The organism is Dactylosporangium sp. NPDC048998 (genome assembly GCF_043197855.1).
Classification (GTDB): Bacteria; Actinomycetota; Actinomycetes; order Mycobacteriales; family Micromonosporaceae; genus Dactylosporangium.
On sequence record NZ_JBICTV010000010.1, the window covers coordinates 15128 to 39968 of the forward strand.

The window sequence follows — 24841 nt, forward strand, 5'->3', positions numbered from 1 at the left end:
GTGACAGACCGCCGAGGACGGTCGTCAACCGGCCTGTCCACGGGACTTGGCCCGGCGGCGGACGCGGACGGTCACGAAGGCCGCCGCGCCGGCCAGGGCCGCGGCCGCGGCGGACAGGGCGCCCACGGTACCCGGGGCCGCGCCCTTCGACGCCGCGGGGCGCGCCCCGGCGGCGGCGGCGGCCGCGGCGCTCGGCGTGGGCGGGGCGTGCAGCGCGGCCGCCTCCTCCGGCGTGACCAGGTGACCGACGGACGTGCCGGCCGGCAGGGCGAAGCCCCAGTCGAGCAGCATCGTGCCCTGCTTCCAGGCCCGGGCCGGGACGATCTCGGCGCCCATGATGGTGACGACCAGCCGGCGGCCGCCCCGCTGGGCCGCGCCCACGTAGGTGTGACGGGCCTCGTCGGTGAAGCCGGTCTTGCCGCCCAGCGCCCCCGGGTACTCGGTGAGCAGCTTGTTCTCGTTCTGGATCTGGAAACCCTTCGGGTCGTTCGGCGGCTGCGGCGGCCACTGGAAACGCTGCATCGTGTCGTACTTGAGGAACTCGGGCCGGTCGAGGTCCTCCCGCGCGATGAGCGCCAGGTCGTAGGCGCTGGTCAGCTGGTCCGGCGCGTCCAGGCCGGACGGGGTGACCGCGTGGGTGTCGTCGGCGCCGAGCCGGTGGGCCTCGGCGTTCATCGCCGCGATCGTGGCCGGCACGCCGCCCTCTGCGCCGGCGGCCCGGGCGAGGGCGTTCGCGGTGTCGTTGCCGGACTGCAGCAGCAGCCCGTACCACAGCGTGGACACCGGGTAATGCCCGCCGACGATCATGCCGACCGCGGAGCTGTCCGCCGGCAGGTCGAGGTCCTCGGGCGTCGCCTCGACGACCCGGTCCGGGTCCAGCTTCGGCAGCACGGTCGCGGCCAGCAGCAGCTTCTGCACGCTCGCCGGGCGGCGGCGCAGGTGCGGGGCGCAGGCGCCGAGCACCTCGCCGGTGTCCAGGTCGGCGACCACCCACGACATCGCCGACAGGGTCGGCGGCGCGGGCGCGCCGGCCGCGACGGCCAGGCCGGTGGTGGCCATCCGGTCGCCGCCGATCACCGGCGCGGACGGGTCGCGCGGCGGCGACGGCGGGGTGGGCGGGACCGTCGGGATCGTCGCGTACGGGCACGGCAGCACCGCCGCCGGGCTCGACGACGGACCCAGCGCCGGCAGCAGCGGCACCGGGCCGGCCGGCAGGGCCAGCGGGGCCGAGGCCAGCGCGGCGGCCACGAGACGCCAGACTCCCATGCCGCGCAGCCTACCGAGCCCCGGCGTCGCCCGGCGGCGAGTCGCCGTCAGGACCTGCCGCGGCTACCGCGACTGCACCACAACCGCACTCATCCTCAAGATCGACCGTTCGTTCGTCGACGGGATCACCCGATCTATGCCGCGATGCTGTACGGGTCGCCGTACACCTTCCAGCTCAGCGGCGGGTTGAGGTCGAAGTTGCGGTTGTTGAGGAACACCCGCTGCCCGGTGTCGACGCGGCTGGTGTCGCTGTGCGCCGCCTCGGTCCTCATCGCCGCGGCCCGCGCGTCGAGGAAGGCGTTGAGGTAGGTCGCCTCGTCGCCGCCCTGCGCCGGGGTCTTCGCCTTGGCCATGGCGGCCTTGCGGATGCCGCCGAAGCTGACCGGGTCGGTGCCGGGGCCGTGCATGACGATCGCGTCGTAGTAGATGAACTGGCCCAGCGCGCGCAGGCCGTCGGCCTTGGCCTGGTTGACGGCGGGGTTGAAGTACACCCGGTCCCGCTCGTCGTCCTGAGCCTTGGTGAACCGCGGGTCGGCCGCCGCGGTCTTCCAGTCCTTGGTGAAATTCGGGTCGAGCCCGGCGTGCGAGGCGCTGCCGTTGACGCTGCGCAGCGCCGGCAGGTACTTCGCCAGCACGTTGCCCGGCACCCGCTGGGTGTAGAGCTGGACGAGCGCGAGCATGTCGCCGGTGCCGGAGCAGAAGCCGATGACGCCGGCCGTGTACCCGCGGCCGTCGCCGATGTCCTCGATGTACTTGTACTGCGCCTTCCAGTCCAGCGAGGAGTTCTCCGCCGAGGACACCAGCCGCATCGCGATGTCCTTCTTGCGCGGGTCGGTCAGGTCCTGGCCGGGCGAGGACGTCGGGCTCTTCGTCGGCGAGGCGCTGGCGGACGCGCTGGGCGACGGCGAGGCCGACGGGGACGCGGAGGCGGACGGACCCGCGGAGCGCGAGGCCGACGGGGACGGCGCCGGGGTGCCCTCGGTGGCGCTGCCGTACACCTGGAACTCCCACAGCGAGTAGCCCCACCGCGTGCCGCGGGCGGTGCCGTAGAGCCGCACGTACCGGCCGGAGCCGGACAGGCCGGTCAGGTCGTCGGTACCGCCGTCGCCGCTGGTCGTGCTGTAGATCGTGCTCCACGTGGCGCCGTCGGCGGAGGTCTCGATCCGGTACGCCTTGCCGTACGCGGCCTCCCACTTGAGGTTCACGTGCGTGATGCGCCGGGTCGCGCCGAGGTCGACGCGGATCCACTGCGGATCGGACCCTTCCGCGCTGGCCCACCGGGTGCCGGTGTCGCCGTCGAACGCCAGTGCGGCGCCGAGGGACGACGACTCCACCGACGACGCCGCGGCCGGCTTGCCCTGCGACAGCAGGGTCTCCGTGGCCGCGTCGGCGCCGTACATGACCAGGACGGTCGTGACGGTGCCGACGGTGAGCAGCGCCGCGGCGCCCAGGCCGGCCAGCCTGAGGGGGTGGTTCACGAGACGCCTCCAGCCCTTATCTGTCAGGTAACTTGCCTGACAGATCTTGGGATCGGAGCGCCTCGATGTCCAGGGGCCTAAACGAGACTTCATCTCACGTTATGGTTCGACGCCGCGAGTCGAACACCCGGCCTTTCTCCTCGTCGGGGATGCCGATGCCGCGGTCGGCGACCTCCAGCCGCGCGCCACCGTCGCCGATCGATGCGGATATCTCCACCCGCACCACTCAAGGATATTTGATGGGATTTGTTCGGTTCGAGATATTGGAGGGGTGCGATGTCGGTGTCGCGGGCGCCGACGAGTCCGGAACCGATCGACCGGCCACCGCGTCCGAGGAGCATGAGGCGCCACTGGCTCACCGCGCTCGCCGCCGCCCTCGCGACCCTCGCCGTCGTGGGGTCGCTCTCCTTCGCCGCCCGCCGGGCCGGCCCCGCCGCCCACGGCCCCGGCCAGCCCGGCCCCGGTGCACCCACCGCCTCGCCGCCGGCCGACCCCGCCGCGCTGGTGGTGCGCGACGGCGACACGGTCGAGGCCTCCGGCGCGGTGGTCCAGGTCCCCGGCAAGCCGCCGCGCTTCTGCGCGCCCGCACCCGTGGCCGCCGTCGGGAGCATCGACGGCCGCCCCCAGACCTGCCAGATGGGCGTCGACCTCGCCGGCCTGGACGCCACCCGGCTCGGGCCCGACGGTCGCGCCCTGCTGCGCGGCACCCTGCGCGGCGGCGTGCTGCAGATCACCGACCAGGGCCCGGTCCGGCCCGAGCCCACCACCGGCTTCGACTGGCGGGTGCCGTGCCCGCCCCCGGACGGCGGCTGGAACCGGGGCCGCCCCGACGACAACGGCCTGCACGAGTTCATCTACAACGAGCACCCCGACTGGTTCCGCGACCTGCGCGTCACCTACCCCGACGGCGAGCCCGGCGCCGCCACCGACGGCCCGCAGCCACGGACCGTGTTCGTGGTCGAGATCGTGATCGCCGACCACGCCGCCGCCGAGCGCGCGGTGCGCGCCCGCTACGCCGGCGACGTGTGCTTCGTGGCCAACCCGGGCGCCAAGAGCCTCGCCGACCAGCAGCGCGACCTCGAACGCGTACGGGCCGTCGTCGAACGGCTCATGCAGGAGCCCGCCAACGGCATCTACACGATGCGCGGCGGCGACGCGGTCGAGCTGGACATGGTGGCCCTGACCCCGCCGCTGCTGGAACGACTCGAGCCGGTGCTCCGGCTCATCGTCGCCAACCCCTGGCTTCGGCCCGTCCGGTAGGATCGGACAGAATGGCAGGGTGACGCACAGCATCGAGGACGACTGGGTAGCCCGCTTCGCCGACGAGGTCATCGCATCCGCGCAGGACCGCGCGCCGGGCCGGCCGATCGTCTGCGCGTCCGGGCTGAGCCCCTCCGGGCCGATCCACCTCGGCAACCTGCGCGAGGTGATGACCCCGCACCTGGTCGCCGACGAGATCCGCCGCCGCGGCGAGGACGTCGTGCACATCCTGTCGTGGGACGACTTCGACCGCTTCCGCAAGGTGCCGGCCGGCGTCGAGGGCGTCGACGAGTCGTGGAGCGAGCACATCGGCCGCCCGCTGACCTCGGTGCCGCCGCCGCCCGGCAGCCCCTACGGCAGCTGGGCCGAGCACTTCAAGGCCGCGATGGCGGCGTCGCTGGAGCAGCTCGGCGTGCGGTACCGCGGCATCAGCCAGACCGAGATGTACCGCTCCGGGGCGTACACCGAGCAGATCCTGCTCGCCATGCGGGAGCGGCAGCACATCGACGGCGTGCTCGCGAAGTACCGCACGAAGATCGCGCCGGAGGAGAACGACGAGGACGGCGAGAGCGTCACCGGCTACTACCCGTACCGGCCGTACTGCTCAGTCTGCGGCCGCGACACCACCACCGTCACCGCCTACGACGACGCCACCACCGAGCTGACCTACACCTGCTCCTACGGCCACGGCGCGACCGTGCTGCTGTCCGAGCACCGCGACGGCAAGCTGGTGTGGAAGGTCGACTGGCCGATGCGCTGGGCCTACGAGGGCGTGCACTTCGAGCCCTCCGGCGTCGACCACTCCTCCCCCGGCTCGTCGTACGTCGTCGGCAGCCAACTCGTCGCCGAGGTCTTCGGCGCCCGCGCCCCGATCGGCCCGATGTACGCGTTCGTCGGCATCGCCGGCATGGCCAAGATGAGCAGCTCCCGCGGCGGCGTGCCCACGCCCGCCGACGCCATGCAGATCATGGAGCCGCCGCTGCTGCGCTGGCTGTACAGCCGCCGCCGCCCCAACCAGTCCTTCAACATCGCGTTCGGCGACGAGAACCAGCGGCTCTACGACGAGTGGGACACGCTCGGGCGCAAGGTCGCCGACGGCACCGCGCCGCCGGCCGACGCCGCCGCGTACCACCGCGCGATCGGCACCGCCGAGGGCCTGCTGCCCGCGACGCCACGCCCGTTGTCGTACCGCATGCTCGCCTCCGTCGCCGACATCACCGTCGGCGACCCGGCACAGATGCTGCGGATCCTCGCCGACGTCGACCCCGCCGACCCGATCGTCACGCTCGACGAAACCCGCCCGCGGCTGGACTGCGCGGTTCGCTGGGTCACCACGTACGTCCCGGCGGAGCAGCGCACCCACGTCCGCACGGCCCCCGACACCGAGCTGCTGGCGTCGCTGGACGACGAGCAGCGCGCGGCGCTGCGCCTGCTGGCGGAGCGCCTGGAGGACCAGTGGTCCCTCGAGGGCCTGACGAGCCTGGTGTACGGCGTGCCGAAGATCCGCCTGGGCCTGCCCCTGGACACGAAGCCGACCCCGGAGCTGAAGACGGCCCAGCGCGAGTTCTTCTCGCTGCTGTACCGCCTCCTGGTCAGCCGCGAGTCGGGCCCCCGCCTGCCCACCCTGCTGCTCTCCCTGGGCGCCGACCGGGTTCGCACCCTCGTCGGCGCCTGATCCGACGCCTGATCCCCGCCCGGCCGAAAACCGGTTGCCGCCCTCGGCCGGGTCGGGGAACCTTGTGCCCATGACGCTCTGACGGACTTCTCCGCTAGCACCGCGCCCGCGCACCGCTCTCGTGCGCCGTGCCGCCGTCCGTCCGCACCCGCCTCCAGGGAAGAGCGTCGTTGTCTCCTTCGCAGCACTCTGCCACCGTCACCGTCTTCGCCTCCCCGTCCAGCTGGATCGAGTCCGACGCCGTCGACCAGTGCCGCCAGGTGGCGGCCCTCGACGGCATGGTCCACGTCGCGGGCATGCCCGACCTGCACCCCGGCAAGGGCGCGCCGATCGGCGCCGCCATGCTCTCCTCGGTGTTGTACCCGCACCTGGTGGGCTCCGACATCGGGTGCGGGATCGCGGTGTTCCCGATCGCCCTCAAGCGCCCCGTGCCCGAGCGGCTCGCCGCGCGCTTCCCCGACCTCGACCGGCCCCTGGATCCCGGCCTCGTGGCGGAGGGCGTCCCCGCCGGCCACGTCGAGGGGCTCGGCACCGTCGGCCGCGGCAACCACTTCGCCGAGCTGGCGCGGGTCCACACCGTCCTCGACGCGGCGCACGCGGCCCGCCTCGGCCTGTCCGCCGGCGACCTCGTCCTCATCGTCCACAGTGGATCCCGCGGCCTCGGCGAGCGGATCCTGCGCGAGCACACCGAGGTACACGGGGCCGGGCCCGCCGCCGACGCCGAGGCCTACCTGGCCATGCACGACGCCGCCGTACGGTGGGGATCACTCAACCGCCGGCTCATCGCCGCCCGGGTCGCCGACGCGCTCGGCGCGCGGCCCGCCGAGCCGATCGTCGACCAGTGCCACAACCTCGTCGAGATCCGCGACGGGGCATACCTACACCGCAAGGGCGCCGCCCCCGGCGACGGCCGGGACGTGCTCATCGCCGGCACGCGCGGCACCATGTCCTACCTCGTGGCCGCGCACGCGGGCCCGGAGGCCGGCCACTCGGTGGCCCACGGCGCCGGGCGCAAGATGTCCCGGGCCGACGCGCTGGTCCGCAACCGGGCCAAGCACACCGTCGAGGAGCTGCGCCGCACCCCGCTCGGGTCGGTCGTGGTGTGCGGCGACCGGCAGCTGCTGTTCGAGGAGGCACCGGGCGCGTACAAGCGCATCGAGCAGGTGGTCACCGACCTCGTCGAGCACGGCCTGGCCACGCCGATCGTCACCACGGCCCCGGTGGTCACGTACAAGACCGCCGACCGGGAGCCGCGCCGCGGCAAGGGCCGGTCATGACGGGTGTACACCTGCTGATGTCGGCCGGCCGCGGGCCGCAGGAGTGCGCGTGGGCCGTGGCCGAGCTCGCCGCCCGGCTGGAGGCCGAGGCCGCCGGGCTGGGCCTGGCAACCCGGCGGGTGCAGACCGTGCCCGGCGACCACCGAAGCACGTACCGGTCGGTGCTGCTGCACATCGGCGGCGCCGACGCCGGGCGGTTCGCCGCCACGTGGACCGGGACGCTGTGCTGGCAGGCGCCGAGTCCGTACCGCACCGGCGCCGGGCGCAGGAACTGGTACGTCATCGCCCGCCCCTGCGACCTGGACGCCCCGAGCACGCCGTTCACGGAGGCGGACGTGGACGTCGTCCCGTGCCGGACCGGGGGCCCAGGCGGCCAAAACCGCAACAAGGTCAGCACCGCGGTCCGCGCGACGCACCGGCCGTCGGGCCTGGTCGTCGTGGTCGACACCGAGCGGCAGTTCGGCCAGAACCGGCGGCTCGCCCTGGACCTGCTGCGCCGCCGCCTCGGCGAGGGCGACGCGGCCGCCGGCCGCGCCATCGAGGCCGCGAGGTGGCACATCCACGACGAACTCGTCCGCGGCGACCCGGTCCGCGTCGAGCGCCCGGTCAGGCCCGGTCCAGGGCCGCTGCCAGGTCGGCGATGATGTCGGCGGGCTCCTCGAGGCCGACCGAGACGCGCAGCAGGGACGCGTCGACGGTGTCCGCGGTGCCGCCGTGGGCGAAGATCAGCGACGCCGGGTGGGTGATCAGCGTTTCCATGCCGCCCAGGCTCACCGCGTTGCGGGCCAGGCTCGTCGAGGCCAGGACCCGCGTGGCGAGCTCCGCGGACTCGACCGTGAACGACAGCATGCCGCCGAAGCCGGTCATCTGGCGGCGCGCCAGGGCGTGCTGCGGATGGGTCGGCAGGCCCGGGTAATGCACCGCGGCGACCCGCGGGTGGACCGCCAGGGCCTCGGCGACCGCGCGGCCGTTGTCGTTGTGCCGGGCCATGCGCAGCGGGAACGTGCGCAGACCGCGGGCCAGCAGCCAGGCCTCGAACGGGTGGCAGGTCGGGCCCAGCACGCGGGCGGTCTCCCAGGCGCGGTCGATCAGCTCCGCCCGGCCGGTGACGACGCCGGCGGTCACGTCGCTGTGGCCGTTGAGATACTTCGTCGCCGACTGCACCACCAGGTCCGCGCCGAGGTCGAGGGGGCGGGTGTTGAACGGCGTGGCGAACGTGTTGTCCACGACGAGCAGCGCGCCCGGGGCTGCGGCGCGCACCGCGGCCAGGTCGGTGAGCACCATCGCGGGATTGCTCGGGGTCTCGGCGTAGACGACGTCGGTGTCCGCGTCCACCGCCTCGTGCAGCGACTCCTGCGATACCAGACGGACCTCGACGCCGAACGAGGGCAGCACGTCGCGCAGCAACGTGAGCGCGGCCGTGTAGTGGTTGGTCTGGGCGACGACCCGGGTGCCGGCGCGCGCGTTCGAGATCAGCGCGGCGCTGACCGCGGCCATGCCGCTGCCCAGCAGCAGCGCCCGCTCGGCGCCGTCGAGGTCCGCGAGCATCGCCTCGGCCTCGGCGTTGTTCGGGGAACCGTACCGCGTGTAGTACCCCGTCGGCGCCACCGCCGCCGCGATCCGCGCCGCCTCCGGGGTGCGGGGCAGCTCGTACGTGCTCGTCTGATAGACGGGCGTCGTCACGGGGGTGCCCCCGGGCCGCTCCTCGACGGCCGGGTGCAAAAGCCGGGTCATGCGGCCTCCGCTTCGCTCCGGCCGCACGACCTGCGAACTGAGCCCATGATGACCGGCCCCTCCGCTTCGCTCCGGACCGGTCATGCTGGCACGGGGTGCCTCTTCGATCGCCATCGCCCAAGTATGATCGCCCGCCGCCGTGACCGATTTGCCACAAACAAGAATTTTGTTCGCTATGGTGCCTGCATGCGACATCGATGGCTGAGCGCGCTCCTCGCCGGGGCGCTGCTCCTGGTACCGCAGAACGCCCTGGCCCAGGAGGCGCCCCAGACGATCGTGGTGCGGCCCGGCGACACGCTGTGGGGGCTGGCGCGCCGCAACGGCACGACGGTGGCGGAGCTGCAGCGGCTCAACAACCTCGGCACCTCGACCCTGATCTGTATCGGTCAGACCCTCGTCCTGCGCGACGACACCGCCGCGATCCGGGCCCGCAAGGTGGCCACCGCGATCGCGTACGCCCGGGAGCAGCTGGGCAAGCCCTACCGGTTCGTCACCGCCGGGCCGGACACGTTCGACTGCTCGGGCCTGGTGATGCGAGCCTGGGAGGCGGCCGGCGTGCGGCTGCCCCGGGTCACGTACGACCAGATCAAGGTCGGCGAGCGGGTCGACCGCGACGAGCTGGCCGCCGGCGACCTGGTGTTCACCAACAACGGCGGGCACGTCGTGCTCTACATCGGCGACGGCCAGGTGATCAATGCCGGACACACCGGCGTGTCGGTGCGCCTGCAGGCGCTGCCCCGCGAGGAGCAGGTCGTCGCCTACGTGCACCTCACCGACGTGTGACCCGCTCCCGGGTCAGGTCGGCCAGCACGGCGGCGAGGGCCGACTCCGCGGCGCCGATCGACGGGCCGCGCGAGCCCAGCTCCGCCGGGACGACCGGCGGGAGCCCGAGGAGACCGTCTCGGCGGCGCCAGGCCATCGCCGCCCGCCGTACCGCCGCGGAAATGGTGTCCCCGGCGACCTCCAGCAGGTCCGCGCCGAGGCCGCCCAGGGTCACCACCGCCGGGTCGAGCGCGTTGAGCAGGGCGCCGATGCCGCGGCCGAGGGCGTCGGCCGCCTCGGTCACGGCGGCGCGGGCCGGCCCGTCACCGGCGCGGGCGGCGGCCAGGACCTCCCCGGCGAACGCCCGCGGGTCCTCGGGGTCGGCCCGGCCGAGGCTGCGGGCCATCGCCCGGCCGTCGACCATGATGTCCCAGCAGCCGGCGGCGCCGCACGGGCAGCGCAGGCCGGGATCGCCGAACGGCACGTGCCCGAACTCGCCGCCGGCTCCGGTCGCGCCGAGCACGGGGCCGCCACCGACGAGCAGCACCCCGCCGATGCCGACCTCGACGGTGAGGTGCAGCGCCACCGGCACCCCGCGCGCCGCGCCCCGCAACGCCTCGGCCACGCCGGCCAGGGACGCGTCGTTGCCGACGGTCAGCGGCAGGCCGCCGGCGGACGCGGCCAGCCCGGACAGGTCGACGTCGCGCCATCGCAGGGTCGCGGCCTGCACGACCGTGTGCCCGCGCACCGTGCCCGGCAGCGCGACGCCGACGGCCGCGAGCCGATCGCCGGCCCGCGCGCGCAGCCCTTCGAGGGCCGCGCCGACCTCGGCGAGCACCTCGCCGGGCGGCCCGCCGCGGTGGCGGTGCACGGGCGCCGGGGCGAGCTCGCCGCCGATGGCCGCCGTGGTCACCGTCCACGTCGCATGGGTCAGCTCGACGACGGCCACGAGCGGCCCCTCGGGGTGCGGCACGAGCACGGTGCTCGGGCGCCCGCGCCCGCCGGTCGGCGCCGACGCCCGCTCGCCCAGCAGCCGGGCGGCGCGCAGCCGGCCCATGATCTCGGTCGCCGAGCCGCTGCTCAGCCCCAGGCTGGCGGCCGCCTCCGCGCGGGTCACGCCGGGGTGCGCGTGCGCGTGGCGCAGCAGCGCGAGCGCGCCCTGCACGCGCAGCTCCTCGGCCCGCATCGTTGCCATCGCACGCTCCCGGTGATTATGCTCGTGAGACGAGTTTATTTATCCGAGGGGGTACGGGCAAATGCGGCGCTTCGCTGCGGTACTGCTGGACATGGACGGCACCCTCGTCGACTCCGACGCCGCCGTGGAGCGCGCCTGGCTGGCCTGGGCCGCCGAGGCCGGCGTCGCCGCGGACCAGATCATCCCCCGCATGCACGGCAACCCGGCGCCGACCACGATCGCCGCCGTGCAGCCCCACCTCGACCCGGCCGGCGTGGAGCGGGCCGCGGCGCGCCAGCTGGAGCTGCAGTACGGGGACCTCGACGACGTGGTGCCGACCGCCGGCGCGGCCCGCCTGCTGGTCGCGCTGAAGGAGCTGGACCTGCCCTGGGCGGTGGTCACCAGCGCCGACCGGCGGCTGGCCCTGGCCCGGCTGGGCGCCGCCGGCATCGACCCGCCGCTGCTCGTCACGGTCGAGGACACGCCGCGCGGCAAGCCCGCCCCGGACCCGTATCTCGAGGCCGCGGCCCGGCTCGGGGTGCCGCCGGGCGACTGCCTCGTGGTCGAGGACTCACAGCCCGGCCTCGACGCCGGCCGGGCGGCCGGGGCGACGGTCGCCGCGCTGCGCGGCCTCGACGGCGACGTGCGCCTCGGCGACCTGGGCGACCTCGCCGACCTGCTCACTGTCGAAAGCCGGTAGCGGCTTCTACACTCCAAGCCACCCGGCGAGGAGGACAGCCATGACTACCACCCAGGTCGCGCCCCCGTCGACCCGCGCCGAACGGGTCGGCTGGTACTCCTACGACTGGGCCATCTCGGCCTTCCGGGCGACGGTCATCACCGTCTTCCTCGGCCCCTACCTGACCACGATCGCCGAGCACGCCGCCGGCCCAGACGGGCTGGTGCACCCGTTCGGCATCCCGGTCGCCACCGGCTCGCTGTTCACCTACACGGTCTCCGCCTCGGTGTTGCTGACCGTGCCGATCCTGCCGCTGGTCGGCGCGCTGGCCGACCGCAGCTCGCACAAGAAGCGGCTGCTCGCGCTGTTCGCGTACATCGGGGCCGGCAGCGTGATCGCGATGGTGTTCCTGACCGGCACGCGGTGGCTGCTGGGCGCCGTGCTGCTGCTGGTCGCGAACATCGCCTACGGCGCGGCGAAGGTCGTGTTCAACTCGTTCCTGCCACAGCTGGCCGGCCCCGACGACCGGGACCGCATCTCCAGCTTCAGCTGGGCCATCGGGTACATCGGCGGCGGCCTGCTGCTGGCGGCCAACCTCGCCGCGCTGGTGATGCTCGGCGAGGACAACAAGGCGACCGTGGCCCGGTGGTCGATCGTGTCGGCCGGCGTGTGGTGGGCCGTGTTCACCACCGTCGCCGTCGCCCGGCTGACCGACCGCCCCGCCGTGGCCGGCGAGCACGGCCGCGGATCCCCGCTCACCGACGGGTTCCGCCAGCTGTGGCACACCCTCAAGGGGATCCGTGCGTACCCCCTGACGGTGTTCTTCCTCGCCGCCTACCTGGTGTACAACGACGGCATCCAGACCGTGATCACCGTGGCGACCATCTACGCCGACCAGGAACTGCGGCTGAACCAGTCGGTACAGATCATCACGATCCTGCTGGTGCAGTTCGTCGCCTTCGGCGGCGCGTGGGCTCTGGGCCGGGTCGCCGCCCGGTTCGGCGCCTGGCGCACGATCGCCGGGAGCCTGGTGGTATGGATCATCGCGGTTGGCCTGGCCTACCCGCTGCCGGCCCACAACCCGGTGGCGTTCATGCTGCTGGGCTGCCTGATCGGGATCGTGCTGGGCGGCAGCCAGGCCCTGAGCCGCTCACTGTTCAGCCAGATGATCCCGCACGGCCGCGAGGCGGAGTACTACGGCCTGTACGAGATCTCCTCCGACGGCACGAGCTGGCTGGGCCCGCTGCTGTTCGGCCTGGCGTTCCAGCTCACCCACACCAACCGCCTGGCCATCGTCTCCACGCTGGTCTTCTTCGTGGCCGGCCTGGCGATGCTGCTGGCCGTGCCGGTCCGCCGCGCCATCATCGCGGCCGGAAACACCCCACCCCGCGTCCTGTGACGTTCACCCGGCGCGCCGGTGCGCGCTCATGCTTCGGCCAGGCGCCGGGTCAGGAACTCCCGTTCGGTCTCGTTGCTGGTCAAGTCCAATGCTTGCCGGTAGGCCAGCGTGGCCTCAGCGGTTCGTCCCAGCCGCTGGAGGAGGTCTGCCTTGATCGCCGGTAGGTACCGGTAGCCGGCGAGCCGGCCGTCCTGTTCCAGTTCCGCGATCCGCAGGAGGGCGTGCTCGGGTCCGCGGACCTGCGCGAGGGCCACCGTGCGGTTCAACGCCACGACCGGTGAGGGCCACACCGACAGGAGTTCGTCGTAGAGCGTCACGATCTGCGGCCAGTCGGTCTGCTCGAAGGTGGGCGCCTGGGCGTACAGTGCCGCGATCGCCGCCTGCAGGACGTACCGTCCCGGCCGCCCGCCGCGCAGGCCGTCGACGATCAGGTCATGCGCCTCGGCGATCGCGGCACGGTCCCACCGGGATCGATCCTGCTGTTCCAGCCGCACCAACCGGCCCTGGGCGTCGACCCGGGTGCCTCGCCGGGCGTCGGTGACCAGCAGCAACGCGAGCAGCCCCCACACCTCCCGCTCGTCGGGCATCAGCTCGCGCAGCATCCGGGCCAGATGCAGCGCCTGATCGGTGAGGTCGGTGCGGACCAGCGACGCGCCTGACGGCGCGGTGTGCCCGGTCGTGAACAGCAGGTGGATCACCCCGAGGACCGCGCGGAGGCGATCGGGGAGTTCGGCCGCTTCCGGAATCCGATAGGGGATCCGGGCGACCGAGATCTTCTTCTTCGCGCGGGTCAGCCGGGCGGCCATCGTCGGCTCCGAGACGAGGAACGCGTGGGCGATCTCCCCGGTCGTCAGCCCGCACACCAGCCTCAGCGTCAGAGCCGGCTGAACGTCCGCGGCCAACGCCGGATGACAGCACATGAAGATCAACCGCAGTCGCTCGTCGGGCACCACGTCCGCCAACTCCTCCAGGGCAGGTTCGGCCCGCTCGTCGAGGACCGGCTCGTCCACCACCTCGTCAGGCTCGACCAGGAACGCGAGCTTGGAGCGGAACACGCGTTCCCGTCGGATCGCGTCGATGGCGCGACGCCTGGCCGCCGTGGTGAGCCAGGCAAGCGGGTTGGCCGGAACTCCGTTCTCGGGCCAGGCCGTCAGGGCGCTCGCGTATGCCTCCTGTACGCATTCTTCGGCCAGATCCAGGTCCCGCGCGACGCGGACCGTCGCGGCGAGCACCAGGGCCCAGCCGCGACGGTGCACATCGGCGACCGCCCTGTTGACGTCCGCGGGCTCCGGGCGCGTCATCCGTGCGCCGGCGGGCGTACGAAGCCGCCCGCGACCGGCCGCACTTCGACGCCCCCGCCCTGCTGAGTGACGGGATTGCGCCCAGCGATCCGCAGCGCGGCGTCCAGGTCGGGTGCGTCGATCACGTAGAAGCCCGCGACGACCTCCTTCGCGTCCACGAACGGCCCGTCGGTCACCACGTCACCGCGGATCGACGTCGCGGTCGCGATCGGCTCCAGCGCGAACGCCGCCGCCAGACACCCGGATTCCTCCAACTCCGCGGCATGCCGGTCATGCACCTGAAGATCCTCCGCCCCGGCATCCGCGCCGTGGGCGGAATCCGCTGCGTAGATCAGGACCGCATACTGAGCCATGGTCGTCCTCCCTCACGATCGTCCTACACCTCTACGTCGAACACCCGGCCCGGATTCGACAGCCGCACCACGTCGAGTTTCACCGCGCCGGAGCCGGACGTACCGCCGGCCAGCCCCGAGGACCGGGAGGAGGTGACCGCCGCCCTGCGGAAGACGGTCGCCGCGGCCATCGCCGACGACCTGCCGGTGACGACGGCGTATGACGAACAGGGACGGCGCATCGTGCGCCTGGATGCTCTGCACGCCGCGCCCTGCGGAGGAACGCACGTGCGCAGCCTCGGCGACCTGGCCGATGTGGTCCTGCCGACACTGAAGGTCAAACGAGGCCGGATCCGTGTCTCCTACACCGCCTCCCACAGGGCGCGATGATGGCGCAGAACCCGGCCGACCGGCGGCCTGCCAGCAGCACCGCGGCCGCGGTGGGGGCGCAGATCCGCCGGCGCCGCGAGCAGCGCGGCATGAGCAGCGCCGAACTGGCTCGGCGCGCGGGGCTGAGCAAGGCGACGCTGTCGAAGCTGGAGGTCGGCCACGGCAACCCGACGATCGAGACGCTGGACGCGCTCGCGGTCGCGCTCAGGATCCCGCTGACCGACCTGCTGGCCCGAGACACGGACCCTGGCCCGGTGTTCATGCCGGGCACCGCCCTGCCGGACGGCGAGGTGGGCCGGGAGCTGCTGCGCCGGATCAGCAGCGGCAACAGCCTGGAGATCTGGCGGCTGCGGATGCCACCCGGCACCGAACTGCAGGGGGTGCCGCACGCGAACGGCACCATCGCGCACCTGCTGGTCGCCGCCGGCCACCTCATTGCCGGGCCCAGCGGCTCCCCGGCGGACCTGCACTCCGGCGATCTGCTCGCCTTCGCCGGCGACGCCCCGCACATCTACCGCACCGGCACCCACCCGGCCGACGTCACCGTCGTCATCGCCTCGCCGATCATCAATTGAAAGACAGGCCCCGTGTCCATGAGCGTCACCGCCGCCGCCGCGCCTGAGATCATTGAAGCCGTGACCGCGGCCGCCGCCGGTCAGGCCCGCCGTACGGCGCGGACAGCTGGACCGACAGCGCCCGGCGCCGCCTCAGCGAAACCTTCGAACACGACGTCGACGTCGCGCTCGTCTCCACCGGCTCCGCCGCCAACCTAGCCGCCCTGACCCCGCCGTGGGGCAGCGTGCGGTGCCACCACGACAGCCACATCAACAACGACGAATGTAGCGCCGGAGTTCTTCACCAACGGCGCCAAACTCGATCACCGAGCGTGATAGCGGCGCATTTTCAGCCGCCGGTGACAGGGTGTTGCCGGCTCGCCGGCCGAATTTTACGGTGCCCGGCCAGCGAGCCGAACAGCTCAACTTCCCAAGACGAGCCGCAGAAGGGCCGCTACGGCTACTGTCAGGCTGGCGGCTGCTACCAGGACACCTCTTATGGTGTCGAGAGTCCGCAGGATGAGGATGAAGCGGTCACGTCGTGAAGCGTTGTCCACGCGTCGACCCGTTGCTACGGTCATTCCAACTCCTTCGCTGCGACACATCGGTGCGCGGGGAGCGGGTGGCGTCCGGTGCAACGGGCGCCACCTCCGCGCTTACGGCTTGCCGCCACCGTACGTTTCGGGGCTCGATCCGTGACAGACGTAGAACGCGAATGATGCGGAACGACTGGGATGAATGCCATATTCAGGTCGGGCCGTGAATTTCACATAGCGTCTGACCTGGGAGATGGCCCACCGTTCACCATGCGGCTCATCTCATCCTCCTGCACCCAGAGGTATGCGGAATGGGCCGTCCATTGTCTGAAACGGCATGTACAGCATGGCACGGCCGGCTGAAGCCTCCGTTGCCCAGGGACGTGCTGGTGACTGCGTCCGTCAGCCCGTCCGGAGAGGCGGAGGCCGGCGCCCATCAAGATGGGGTGTGCCGATCGCGCACTGCGACCGGTCGCCGAACGCTGGGCTCGGTCACTTATCTCTCCGAACCGATACGGCCAACGCCGATCACCGCCAGTGTGGCGCCGACGAGCACCGTTTCGTTCTGAACAACCTTGATCTCCAGCAGCATGCCAGCGGCCGGAGAGGGAAACTCGATGTCGACCTTGTCGGTGGAGACCTCCAACAGCGGCTCGCCGGCCTTGACCGTCTCACCGACCTCCTTCAGCCAGCGGGTCACTGTCCCCCCATCGTTGCCCGGGCCGAGGTGCGGCATCGCCACGACCATGGTCTCGCCAGCGGCCAGCGCGGTTTCCGCGCTGACGACATTCCCCGCCGGCTGCAACTCAAGGGCTGCGCCGGCCGCCGAGGCGTCAAGCCGTGCCGGCGAAGCCTCCGCCGTGCGGGATCCGGTACGCCTCCGATAGCTGTATTGACGCCACAACTCGATACTGAGGGTCAAGGCGAGAAGCGCCGCGGCGGTCCCTTTCCACTGACGCTCGAACAATGGCCGCTGATCGCCGAATGCCGCATCGCCGGCCAGAATGAATACAACGAGCCCGTATCCCCAGTCGCGCCGTGACAACTCCGGCAGCCCCCGGCGGAAGAGAGCCACCAGCAATGCGTTAGCACTCAACGCCACAAGGACGAGCGGAACTCCGACATGCCACATCTCTTCGGCAGCGCGCACAACGCCAGTATGGGGCAGCTAGGAGCATGATCCGTCGCCCTCGTGGTCTGCTGCACGGCCGTGGTCGTGTCGCTGCTCACCGGTTGCACCACGGCGTGCTCGGACGGGGCCAGGACGGCCTGCTGTCGCCGCGCGGCACTCTGCGAACGGCGCGCTCGACCTGTACCCAGTTCGGGGAGTATTTACCCGCATTGGTCATCAATTCCGCCAGTGCGATGGTGAGGCCGTGTCCTGCGAGGCGTAGGCCACCCCTTGGTGGTGACCAGGGCGATCTTGGCGGAGGCTGTCATGACGGCGGAGGCTGGCATCGCTGCAGATCAACGCGAACGCCTGTGGCGGCCAAGCGACCGGCGACTAGGCGCATCTCAGCGTCCGTCCCGTAAGACCATCGCCGATAAGCCGCTCAAACATGTCGATGACCTCGGCAAGCGAGCCACCCGAACGTCGCAGAGTGGCAAGCAACCGGACGCGGAGCGGACTCGCCGACGTCGGGTCCAGCCGAAGCCGCGTCGGCCCGTACTGCGAGATCAGCGCAGTACGAACCACTTCCGGCATGTCATCCCAGCCGTCGACGACCTCCTGCGCGCCGCAGCCACCGCAGCTGGTCTCGATAGACCATACGAGCCGACCACAGTGGACACTCTTCGGACACCAACCGCTCGACCCGCGCCCCGCACGCCGAACATCGGTTGACCGGCTCAGCGCTACCCGCCATTGTGAAGACCCCGGTGAAGTGCGGCCGTCCCCATGCCTCTGGACATCAAGGTCGTGACGAAGATGTTCAACGAGCGTTCGCTCAACCCGGTCACTGTGGGCGGGTGTGCTGGGCGGACGTCGTGGTACTGACGAGACGGCGAGGCGGCTCCGGTGTGCCGGCCAGCCGCTGCTGCTCCTGCGCCACGATCATCCGGGCCAGCTGTACCTCGGAGATGTCCACGGCGCCCGGCGCGGCCTGCGCGATGGTGCTGTGCCGGACGTACGCGTCGAAGAGCTGCGCCTTCGAGCCGAGGATCTCGATCATCCGCTCGTCGACCGAGTCAGCGATCAGCAGGCGGTACACCTGGACGGTGCGCACCTGTCCCATCCGGTGAGCCCGGGCGATCGCCTGGGCCTCGATCGACGGCTTGACCTGCGGCTCGCAGAGGATCACCACCGATGCCGCCTGGATGTTCACGCCTACCCCGGCGGCTTCGATCTGGCACACCAGCACGGCCGGCTTCGGCGAGGCGGTGAACTCGTCCACGATGCGCTGGCGGTCGGCGACCGGCGTCGAGCCGGTGATCGGCCCACGGGCGTCAGTGCCGAGCGCGGCGCCCACCACCGCCAGCACGTCGCGGAAGTAGGAGAAGACCACGACGTTGCGATCGTTGGCCATCGCCTCCCGGGCCAGCTCGAGCAGGCGGGTCAGCTTCGCCGAGTCGTGCGGCCGGTGCACGGCGAACGCGGCCCGGCGCATGGCCATGAAGTTGCCCTCGCGCACCGCGGCGCGGTACGCGGCCCCGTCCTCGACGCCGAACTCCTCCCACTCGTCGACCTGGACCAGCTCCGGCAGCTCGGTGAGCACGTCGGGCTGGTTGCGGCGCAGGTAGACCGGCGCCGCCGCGCGCCGGAACGCCTCGACGCTGATCGCCGCGTGCTCGGGCCCCATGCCGGCGGCGACCTCCGGCCGCAGGTGTTCGATCAGAGCCCGGAACTCGTCGATGCGGTTCTCCATCGGCGTACCGGTGAGGAACAGCACCCGGTCGGACTCCGCCGCGACCCGGTTGACCGCCTGCGACCGCTTCGCGCCGGGGTTCTTCACGTAGTGCGCCTCGTCGACGACCAGCAGCGCGGGCCTGAGCGGGGGAAGTCCGAGCGCGCCGAGCGAGCCGAACGTGACCACGCCGACGCCGCCCTCGTCCCGCCATCGGGCCGCCGCCCGCGCCCGGCCGTGGCCGTGCAGGCTGATCATCGGAATCGTCGAGTGCCGGGCGATCTCGCGAGCCCAGTTGATCAGTACGCTGGCCGGGCAGACGACGAGGAAGTGGGTGGCGCCACGGGCGGCCAGATGCGCCATTGTGGCGATGGCCTGGACCGTCTTACCCAGCCCCATCTCGTCGCCCAGCACGACCCGCCGCTGGACCAGGGCGAACCGGGCACCGAACGACTGGTAGCCGCGCAACCGGAGGCTGTCGTTGAGCCGGGAGGTGTCCAGCTGCTGCGCCCCGACCCGCTCGACGATGTCGGCGGGCAGGTAGCCCTCGCTCGCGGCGACGTCGCCGCCAAGGCCGACGACCTGGCTGAGCAGACCGTAGTAGTCCGCCGAGTGCTGTTCGAAGTCGCGCCAGACCTGCTCGTCGTTCGGCGTGCGGACCGCGCGTACCTCCCGGGCGGCCCGCAGCAGGCCACTGGACTCGGCGGTGTCCACCAGGGCCCGTACCCGCCGCGTCGCGGCGTCAGCGACGGCCTTGTCTCCGGCCCGCATGAACAGCCGGCGTATGCGTCCCGTCGCGGCTGGTTCGGCGATCGGCCGCTGCGTGGCCAGCTCCGCGGCGAGCCGCCCGGCGCCGGCCTCGTGTACCCCGGCCGCGTGCCACACCGCGCCCCACTTGGCCAGCGCCCGCAGCAAGCGGGTCATGTCCGGGTTCTTCGGGTCGAACTCGATCCGGAACTGCAGCGAGTCCCGCGCCGCCCGCTTGAGTTGCTCGGCAGCGTGGATGGTCTTGCGTGCGGTGCCTTCGCCGATGCCGGGTACGCCGATCAGGCGGTCCGGGCCGGCCCGCAGCACGTCGGCGACCGAGTAGATGCCGTGTGCCGGCAGCTCGTCCAGCCGGGCCCGGCCGTCCACGGTGTCCTTTACCGTCTCGATCGACATCTTCCCGATCGCGGTCCACACCTGGGGCTCACTCGCGATCGCGTACGCCTCGACGACCTTCGCACGGGCCGAGCTGACAATCTCGACAACCGCTTCGGCTTCGGCCTGCGCCTCGGCCGCCCGGGCCAGCAGCGCGCGTGTCTCTCGGCGACTCGGGGCCGTCATCGCGACGGCGGGCACGGCAGCGGGCCTGTAACGCTCGGCCGGGTCGCCGGCCGCTGGAGCACCGTGGAATACCGCAGAGACATGCCTTGAACGTACCGACAGACCGGCCGTGATGCCCGCTACGCCGGTCCGAACCGCGCCCGACCCCCATCGACGGAACATGCCGCGTTCCGACTGCTACCGACCGTGACGAGTTCTCGAGGCTGCCCCTATATGGCTTGCCCGCAGACAGCGCGTATTGGGATGCTCGGCCGCGCAGGAACGGGGAGGAAACGCGAAGTGGCCGTCACCGCATCCAGCAAGCCGTCCGAGTCCGAGCCGGAAGTCCGCACGACGGCCGGCGTCCTCCGCGGCGGCCGGGAGGCCGGCCTGGCGGTCTTCCGCGGCATCCCGTTCGCCGAGCCGCCGGTCGGCGCCCTCCGTTTCGCCGCGCCGCAGCCGGTGCGCAGCTGGGACGGCGTACGCCCGGCGGTCTCGTACGGCCCGCCGCCCCCGCAGTCCGGCGTGCTCGGGTCGTCCGAGGACGCGGCCGGCGACGACTGGTTGACGATCAACGTCTGGACACCGCAACCGGATCCGGCGGCAGGGCTCCCGGTGATGGTGTGGATCCCCGGCGGCGGTTACGGCATGGGCCACTCCGGCCTCCCGGAATACGACGCCGGACACCTGGCCGGGAGCGGAACCGTGGTCGTGACCCTCAACTACCGTCTCGGTATCGAGGGTTTCGCGCAGATCGACGGGGCCCCGGCCAACCGGGGACTGCTCGACCAGGTCGCGGCCTTGCAGTGGGTGCGGGACAACATCCGGGCGTTCGGCGGCGACCCGGACCGGGTCACGGTCTTCGGGCAGTCAGCGGGCGGCGGATCGGTCGCCGCGCTGCTTGCCATGCCGCGCGCCGCCGGGCTCTTCCGCCGGGCGGTCGCGCAGAGCGTGCCGGGGACGTTCTTCTCCCCCGAACTGGCCGCCGACATCGCCGCCGCCTGCGCCGCCGAGCTGGGGGTACGACCCACGGTGTCCGGCCTGTCGGCGGTGGCCCCGGCCCGGCTGCCCGCCGCCGGCGACGCGATCCTCGCCAAGATGACCCGATGGCGGGAGCGCTGGGGGCCGATCACCCACCGGCCGATCCCGTTCGCACCGGTCGTCGACGGTGACGTCCTGCCGGCAACCCCTTGGCAGGCGCTGGCCGACGGCGCCGCCCGGGACGTCGGACTTCTCGTCGGGCACACCCGTGACGAGCACCGGTTGTTCAGCCTGATCGACGGCGTGCTCGGCCAGGTCACGCACGAGCAGACCGAGACCGCGCTGCACCTGCTCGCCCCCGACCCGGACGGCGCACGCCGATACCGGGAGGCATTCCCGGCGGCGGCCGATGAGGAGCTGTACGAACTGGTCAACGCGGACTGGCTGTTCCGCATGCCGAGCCTCCACCTCGCCGACGCGCAGATCGCCGGCGGCGGCCGGGCCCACCTCTACGAACTGACCTGGTCCGCCCCGGGACTGGGCGGTGGCCTCGGCGCCTGCCACGGCCTGGAGGTACCGCTCGTCTTCGGCAACCTGGGCAGCGGACAGCCCGCCATGCTGATCGGCGACCCGCCCTCCCCAGCGGCGGAGGAGCTGTCCGCGCGGATCCGCGGGGCGTGGACGGCGTTCGCCGCTCACGGCGACCCGGGCTGGCCTCCGTACGACGCCGCCCACCGCCGCACACAGCTCTTCGACACGCCGTCGATGGTCACCGCCTACCCGGAAGAGACCTCGCGGCTGCTGTGGCAGAACCACACCTTCCCCGCGCTCCCGCTGCTCGTCGGTCGTCTTCGTTGAGGAGCTGACGCGCTCAGCCCGGCCCGGCGATTTCTGCGGCGCGCTGGCGCTCGGCGAAGGCGCGCACCTTGGCGCGGTTGCCGCAGACTCGCATCTTGCACCAGCGCCGCGCGCTCCTGGCCGAGGAATCCCAGAAGACCCAGGCGCAGTCGCCGGCCGGGCACTGCCGCATGCGGGCCCAGGCGCCGGTGAGCAGGCCCGTGGCATAACCCGCCACGACCACGCCCAGCGCCGCCATGACCGGACCCTCGACCGTACCGGTAAGCGCGCCCCCGCCGGCGGCGTCGGGCCGGACGGTGAGCGGGAAGGCCCGCAGCGCCGCCCGGAGATCGTCGAGAACAGCCGGCTCCGCCGGGACGCCGTTGTTGGCGAGGGTCATCGCGCGAAGGCCGGCGCGGAGATCGCGGGCCAGGCCGAACTCGGCCGACGTGACCCGCACGTCGCCGTCGTTCAGCAGTCCGTTGAGCGTCAGCCAGCCCGCGAGAGCCGGCGGACCGGCGGCCCACTCGTCCGTATCAAGCTCGATGTCCACCGAATTGACGAACGAGAGGACCGGATCCAGCTCAGGCGGCAGAGGATGCGTACCGCTGCTCATCGCCACCTCCTGGACCAGCTTGACACGGCGAGCTTACTGCTAGACCCTGCTAACTGGTTAGCCCAGCCTACTGGTTATCCCGGAGGGTCGATGTCGCAACCATCGTCGACGGCAAGGACGACCATCACAGCAGCCTCCACCGCGGCCGAGGTCGACGCGACGGTACCGCGGCGCAACGAGTGGATCCTGGTGGCGTTCACGATCCTCACGAACCTCGCCGACGCGGTCACCAAGATCGCTCTGCCGTTGCTCGCCGTGCGGCTGACCGACTCCCCCGCCCTGGTCGCCGCCGTCGCGGTACTGATCACGCTGCCGTGGCTGACCACCGCGCTGCACATCGGCGTCTTCGTCGACCGCCTCGACCGCCGCACCCTGATGGTCTGGGCCGAGGTCACCCGGATCGCGGCGATGGCCATCCTGTTGGGCGCCGTGCTGACCGGCGTGATCAACCTGCCCCTGATCTACATGGTCGGCTTCGGGCTCGGCGTCGCCGAGGTGACCGCCCTGACCTCGGCCGCCTCGATCGTGCCCTCCGCGGTGCCGCGCTCTCGCTGGCAGACCGTCAGCGCGCGGGTCACCGCGATGGAGTACCTCTGCAACGGCTTCCTCGGCGCCCCGCTCGGCGGCTTCCTGGTCGCCGCCGGCTTCGCCCTTGCGCTCGGCACGACCGGCGTCGTCTACGTGCTCGGCGCGGCGCTGCTCCTGCTGCTGGTCGGCAACTTCTCGGTCAGCTCGGGGCAGCGGCGCCGGTCGGTCAGCGTCGAGATCAAGGACGGTCTGCGGTTCCTCTGGCGCACCAAACTGCTGCGCACCATGGCGCTGCTCATCGCGGTGATGGCCGGGTGCTGGAGCGCGTGGCTGGCGATCATCCCGGCGTACGCGGTGTCGGGCCCGCTCGGGCTCAGCGAGCGCCAGTTCGGCCTGCTGATGACCGCGCTCGGCGCCGGTGGCGTGGTCGGCGCGACGCTGACCGGGCCGATCAACCGGCTCCTCGGCCGCCGCTGGTCGATGTTCGCCGACATCATCGGCTCGTTCCTGCTGGTTGCGGTCCCCGCCGTCGTGCCCGCCTCGCCGAGCAGCGCCGTCCTCGTCGCAGCCGCGGCGTTCATCGCCGGCGTGGGCGGGACGATGTGGACGGTCAATGCCCGGGTCATCATCCAGTCGTCCGTTCCCAACCACATGCTCGGCCGCTTCAACGCCGCGAGTCGGCTGGTCGGGTGGGGCATGACGCCGGTGGCTGCGCTGATCGCCGGCGTACTGGCCCAGACCGTCACCTACCGCTTCGCGTTCGGTGTCTTCGCCGCGGTGTGCATCTGCCTCGTGATCCCCTACCTCAGGGTGGTGACGGACTCGGCGCTCGCGGTCGCCGACCAGCCGGAGCCCTCGATGTAGTCGACGCCAGGGCCGATGCCGGTGCGATGCGGGAGGCGGCCGCAGGCCGAAACCGGGTTGCTACCAGCGGTCGAGAGGTATCACGCTGCCGCTTGTGTCGATGCATCACGACGAACTCAGTGTGCCGCTCGAAACCGTGCGTGCGCTGGTGGACGCGCAGTTTCCCGAGTGGCGGGCCTTGCCCGTCAGCCGTGTCGCCTCGCAGGGGACGGTCAACGCGATCTTCCGTATCGGTGACCGATTCGCGGCTCGATTCCCGCTGCAACCCCGGGCCGTCGAGGCGGCGCGCCACTGGCTGGAATGCGAAGCGGAAGCGGCACGCGAACTGCTCGGACGTACGCGATTCCCGACCCCCGAACCGGTCGCCGTCGGCGAACCCGGCGCCGGCTACCCGCTCCCGTGGTCGGTGCAGACCTGGATACCCGGCGTCATAGCCACCGACCGGGACCCCGGCGAATCGGTCGCGTTCGCACACGACCTCGCCGAGTTCATCAACGACGTACGGGCCATCGACACTCGAGGCCGCGTGTTCAGCGGCCAGGGGCGCGGGGGCGAGCTGCGGGCTCATGACTCATGGATGCGGACGTGCTTCCAGCACAGCGAAACGCTGCTGGACGTCCCGAGGCTACGCCGTGCCTGGGCCGTGATGCGACAACTGCCGCGAGGCGAGTACGCGGACACGATGACCCATGGTGATCTGATTCCCGGCAACGTCATCGTCGCCGATTCGCGGCTCGCCGGAATTCTTGACGTGGGTGGCTTGGGGGTTGCCGATCGCGCCCTCGACCTGGTGAGTGCCTGGCATCTGCTGGAACGCGAGCCGCGCCAGGCGCTGCGGGAGCGACTCGGCTGCGACGACCTCGAATGGGAACGCGGCAGGGCGTGGGCCTTCGTGCAGGCCATGGGGGTCGTCTGGTACTACCACCAGAGCAACCCGGCCATGAGCCGGATGGGTCGGCGCACCCTCACGCGCATCATGGCTGATCCGCCACCTGCCTGACCGGTGCAGTGCCAGCGAGGAGGCGCGGCGGGCGACAGGGGACGTCGCTT

22 protein-coding genes are annotated in these 24841 nt (G+C 72.2%); 12 read left to right on the forward strand and 10 right to left on the reverse strand.

Annotation, left to right across the window (positions count from 1 at the left end):
* Positions 1-24: 24 nt before the first annotated feature.
* From ACGFI8_RS23345 to ACGFI8_RS23355, 3 genes are all read right to left on the reverse strand, one after another.
* Positions 25-1266 (reverse strand): D-alanyl-D-alanine carboxypeptidase family protein, encoded by a 1242-nt coding sequence (locus ACGFI8_RS23345; RefSeq protein WP_392807859.1) that lies wholly within the window; start codon positions 1264-1266, stop codon positions 25-27.
* Between the two features lie 134 nt (positions 1267-1400).
* On the reverse strand, positions 1401-2744 hold the full coding sequence (locus ACGFI8_RS23350; protein WP_392807860.1) for a chitosanase: 1344 nt from the start codon (positions 2742-2744) through the stop codon (positions 1401-1403).
* Positions 2745-2838: 94 nt separating this feature from the next.
* On the reverse strand, positions 2839-2970 hold the full coding sequence (locus ACGFI8_RS23355; protein WP_392807862.1) for a hypothetical protein: 132 nt from the start codon (positions 2968-2970) through the stop codon (positions 2839-2841).
* Positions 2971-3083: 113 nt separating this feature from the next.
* On the opposite strand from ACGFI8_RS23355, the gene ACGFI8_RS23360 reads away from it, so the two are divergent.
* The 4 genes from ACGFI8_RS23360 (at position 3084) to prfH (ending at position 7600) form a co-directional block, all read left to right on the forward strand.
* Complete coding sequence (locus ACGFI8_RS23360) at positions 3084-4004, forward strand: hypothetical protein (protein ID WP_392807864.1); 921 nt, start codon at positions 3084-3086, stop codon at positions 4002-4004.
* Between the two features lie 19 nt (positions 4005-4023).
* Positions 4024-5679: a lysine--tRNA ligase gene (gene lysS, locus ACGFI8_RS23365; RefSeq protein WP_392807866.1), complete on the forward strand. Its 1656-nt coding sequence runs from the start codon at positions 4024-4026 to the stop codon at positions 5677-5679.
* Between the two features lie 170 nt (positions 5680-5849).
* Positions 5850-6956, forward strand: a complete 1107-nt coding sequence (locus tag ACGFI8_RS23370) for an RNA ligase RtcB family protein (protein WP_392807867.1) — start codon at positions 5850-5852, stop codon at positions 6954-6956.
* Positions 6953-7600: a peptide chain release factor H gene (prfH, locus tag ACGFI8_RS23375; protein WP_392807868.1), complete on the forward strand. Its 648-nt coding sequence runs from the start codon at positions 6953-6955 to the stop codon at positions 7598-7600. Before ACGFI8_RS23370 ends, prfH begins: the two co-directional genes overlap by 4 nt.
* Here prfH and ACGFI8_RS23380 read toward each other — a convergent pair.
* Positions 7563-8690: a trans-sulfuration enzyme family protein gene (locus tag ACGFI8_RS23380; RefSeq protein WP_392807870.1), complete on the reverse strand. Its 1128-nt coding sequence runs from the start codon at positions 8688-8690 to the stop codon at positions 7563-7565. The two genes, prfH and ACGFI8_RS23380, sit on opposite strands and share 38 nt — an antisense overlap.
* 186 nt (positions 8691-8876) lie before the next feature.
* On the opposite strand from ACGFI8_RS23380, the gene ACGFI8_RS23385 reads away from it, so the two are divergent.
* Positions 8877-9473, forward strand: a complete 597-nt coding sequence (locus tag ACGFI8_RS23385) for an NlpC/P60 family protein (RefSeq protein ID WP_392807872.1) — start codon at positions 8877-8879, stop codon at positions 9471-9473.
* Here ACGFI8_RS23385 and ACGFI8_RS23390 read toward each other — a convergent pair.
* Entirely contained in the window at positions 9460-10647 is a 1188-nt protein-coding gene (locus ACGFI8_RS23390; protein WP_392807873.1) for an ROK family protein, read from the reverse strand. The two genes, ACGFI8_RS23385 and ACGFI8_RS23390, sit on opposite strands and share 14 nt — an antisense overlap.
* A 61-nt stretch (positions 10648-10708) precedes the next feature.
* On the opposite strand from ACGFI8_RS23390, the gene ACGFI8_RS23395 reads away from it, so the two are divergent.
* Together ACGFI8_RS23395 and ACGFI8_RS23400 are read left to right on the forward strand one after the other, a co-directional pair.
* Entirely contained in the window at positions 10709-11326 is a 618-nt protein-coding gene (locus ACGFI8_RS23395) for an HAD family hydrolase (RefSeq protein WP_392807875.1), read from the forward strand.
* A 40-nt stretch (positions 11327-11366) separates the two neighbouring features.
* Positions 11367-12704 (forward strand): MFS transporter, encoded by a 1338-nt coding sequence (locus tag ACGFI8_RS23400; protein ID WP_392807876.1) that lies wholly within the window; start codon positions 11367-11369, stop codon positions 12702-12704.
* 26 nt (positions 12705-12730) lie between these two features.
* Here ACGFI8_RS23400 and ACGFI8_RS23405 read toward each other — a convergent pair whose 3' ends face one another.
* Positions 12731-13936, reverse strand: coding sequence for an RNA polymerase sigma factor (locus ACGFI8_RS23405; RefSeq protein ID WP_392808300.1), 1206 nt, complete (start codon positions 13934-13936; stop codon positions 12731-12733).
* Between the two features lie 65 nt (positions 13937-14001).
* Positions 14002-14358, reverse strand: a complete 357-nt coding sequence (locus ACGFI8_RS23410; protein WP_392807877.1) for a YciI family protein — start codon at positions 14356-14358, stop codon at positions 14002-14004.
* Positions 14359-14490: 132 nt separating this feature from the next.
* On the opposite strand from ACGFI8_RS23410, the gene ACGFI8_RS23415 reads away from it, so the two are divergent.
* Entirely contained in the window at positions 14491-14727 is a 237-nt protein-coding gene (locus ACGFI8_RS23415) for a hypothetical protein (protein ID WP_392807879.1), read from the forward strand.
* Complete coding sequence (locus ACGFI8_RS23420) at positions 14727-15302, forward strand: helix-turn-helix domain-containing protein (RefSeq protein ID WP_392807880.1); 576 nt, start codon at positions 14727-14729, stop codon at positions 15300-15302. Before ACGFI8_RS23415 ends, ACGFI8_RS23420 begins: the two co-directional genes overlap by 1 nt.
* Positions 15303-16313: 1011 nt before the next feature.
* Here ACGFI8_RS23420 and ACGFI8_RS23425 read toward each other — a convergent pair.
* Positions 16314-16967, reverse strand: a complete 654-nt coding sequence (locus tag ACGFI8_RS23425; RefSeq protein ID WP_392807882.1) for a biotin/lipoyl-containing protein — start codon at positions 16965-16967, stop codon at positions 16314-16316.
* A gap of 805 nt (positions 16968-17772) precedes the next feature.
* On the reverse strand, positions 17773-19986 hold the full coding sequence (locus tag ACGFI8_RS23430) for a DEAD/DEAH box helicase (RefSeq protein ID WP_392807883.1): 2214 nt from the start codon (positions 19984-19986) through the stop codon (positions 17773-17775).
* A gap of 279 nt (positions 19987-20265) precedes the next feature.
* Here ACGFI8_RS23430 and ACGFI8_RS23435 point away from each other — a divergent pair, with 279 nt between their 5' ends.
* Positions 20266-21804, forward strand: coding sequence for a carboxylesterase/lipase family protein (locus ACGFI8_RS23435; RefSeq protein WP_392807884.1), 1539 nt, complete (start codon positions 20266-20268; stop codon positions 21802-21804).
* Between the two features lie 13 nt (positions 21805-21817).
* Here ACGFI8_RS23435 and ACGFI8_RS23440 read toward each other — a convergent pair whose 3' ends face one another.
* A complete protein-coding gene (locus tag ACGFI8_RS23440; RefSeq protein WP_392807885.1) occupies positions 21818-22399 on the reverse strand; it encodes a CGNR zinc finger domain-containing protein in 582 nt (193 codons plus the stop codon).
* A gap of 90 nt (positions 22400-22489) precedes the next feature.
* On the opposite strand from ACGFI8_RS23440, the gene ACGFI8_RS23445 reads away from it, so the two are divergent.
* Positions 22490-23791 (forward strand): MFS transporter, encoded by a 1302-nt coding sequence (locus ACGFI8_RS23445; RefSeq protein ID WP_392807887.1) that lies wholly within the window; start codon positions 22490-22492, stop codon positions 23789-23791.
* Positions 23792-23891: 100 nt separating this feature from the next.
* Complete coding sequence (locus tag ACGFI8_RS23450) at positions 23892-24791, forward strand: aminoglycoside phosphotransferase family protein (protein ID WP_392807890.1); 900 nt, start codon at positions 23892-23894, stop codon at positions 24789-24791.
* Positions 24792-24841: the final 50 nt, after the last annotated feature.

Coding starts and splice junctions, on each gene's coding strand:
- ACGFI8_RS23345 (WP_392807859.1), bottom strand. CDS start 1,266: ATGGGAGTCTGGCGTCTCGTGGCCGCCGCGCTGGCCTCGGCCCCGCTG.
- ACGFI8_RS23360 (WP_392807864.1), top strand. CDS start 3,084: ATGAGGCGCCACTGGCTCACCGCGCTCGCCGCCGCCCTCGCGACCCTC.
- prfH (WP_392807868.1), top strand. CDS start 6,953: ATGACGGGTGTACACCTGCTGATGTCGGCCGGCCGCGGGCCGCAGGAG.
- ACGFI8_RS23380 (WP_392807870.1), bottom strand. CDS start 8,690: ATGACCCGGCTTTTGCACCCGGCCGTCGAGGAGCGGCCCGGGGGCACC.
- ACGFI8_RS23385 (WP_392807872.1), top strand. CDS start 8,877: ATGCGACATCGATGGCTGAGCGCGCTCCTCGCCGGGGCGCTGCTCCTG.
- ACGFI8_RS23390 (WP_392807873.1), bottom strand. CDS start 10,647: ATGGCAACGATGCGGGCCGAGGAGCTGCGCGTGCAGGGCGCGCTCGCG.
- ACGFI8_RS23395 (WP_392807875.1), top strand. CDS start 10,709: ATGCGGCGCTTCGCTGCGGTACTGCTGGACATGGACGGCACCCTCGTC.
- ACGFI8_RS23400 (WP_392807876.1), top strand. CDS start 11,367: ATGACTACCACCCAGGTCGCGCCCCCGTCGACCCGCGCCGAACGGGTC.
- ACGFI8_RS23410 (WP_392807877.1), bottom strand. CDS start 14,358: ATGGCTCAGTATGCGGTCCTGATCTACGCAGCGGATTCCGCCCACGGC.
- ACGFI8_RS23420 (WP_392807880.1), top strand. CDS start 14,727: ATGGCGCAGAACCCGGCCGACCGGCGGCCTGCCAGCAGCACCGCGGCC.
- ACGFI8_RS23430 (WP_392807883.1), bottom strand. CDS start 19,986: ATGACGGCCCCGAGTCGCCGAGAGACACGCGCGCTGCTGGCCCGGGCG.
- ACGFI8_RS23440 (WP_392807885.1), bottom strand. CDS start 22,399: ATGAGCAGCGGTACGCATCCTCTGCCGCCTGAGCTGGATCCGGTCCTC.
- ACGFI8_RS23445 (WP_392807887.1), top strand. CDS start 22,490: ATGTCGCAACCATCGTCGACGGCAAGGACGACCATCACAGCAGCCTCC.
- ACGFI8_RS23450 (WP_392807890.1), top strand. CDS start 23,892: ATGCATCACGACGAACTCAGTGTGCCGCTCGAAACCGTGCGTGCGCTG.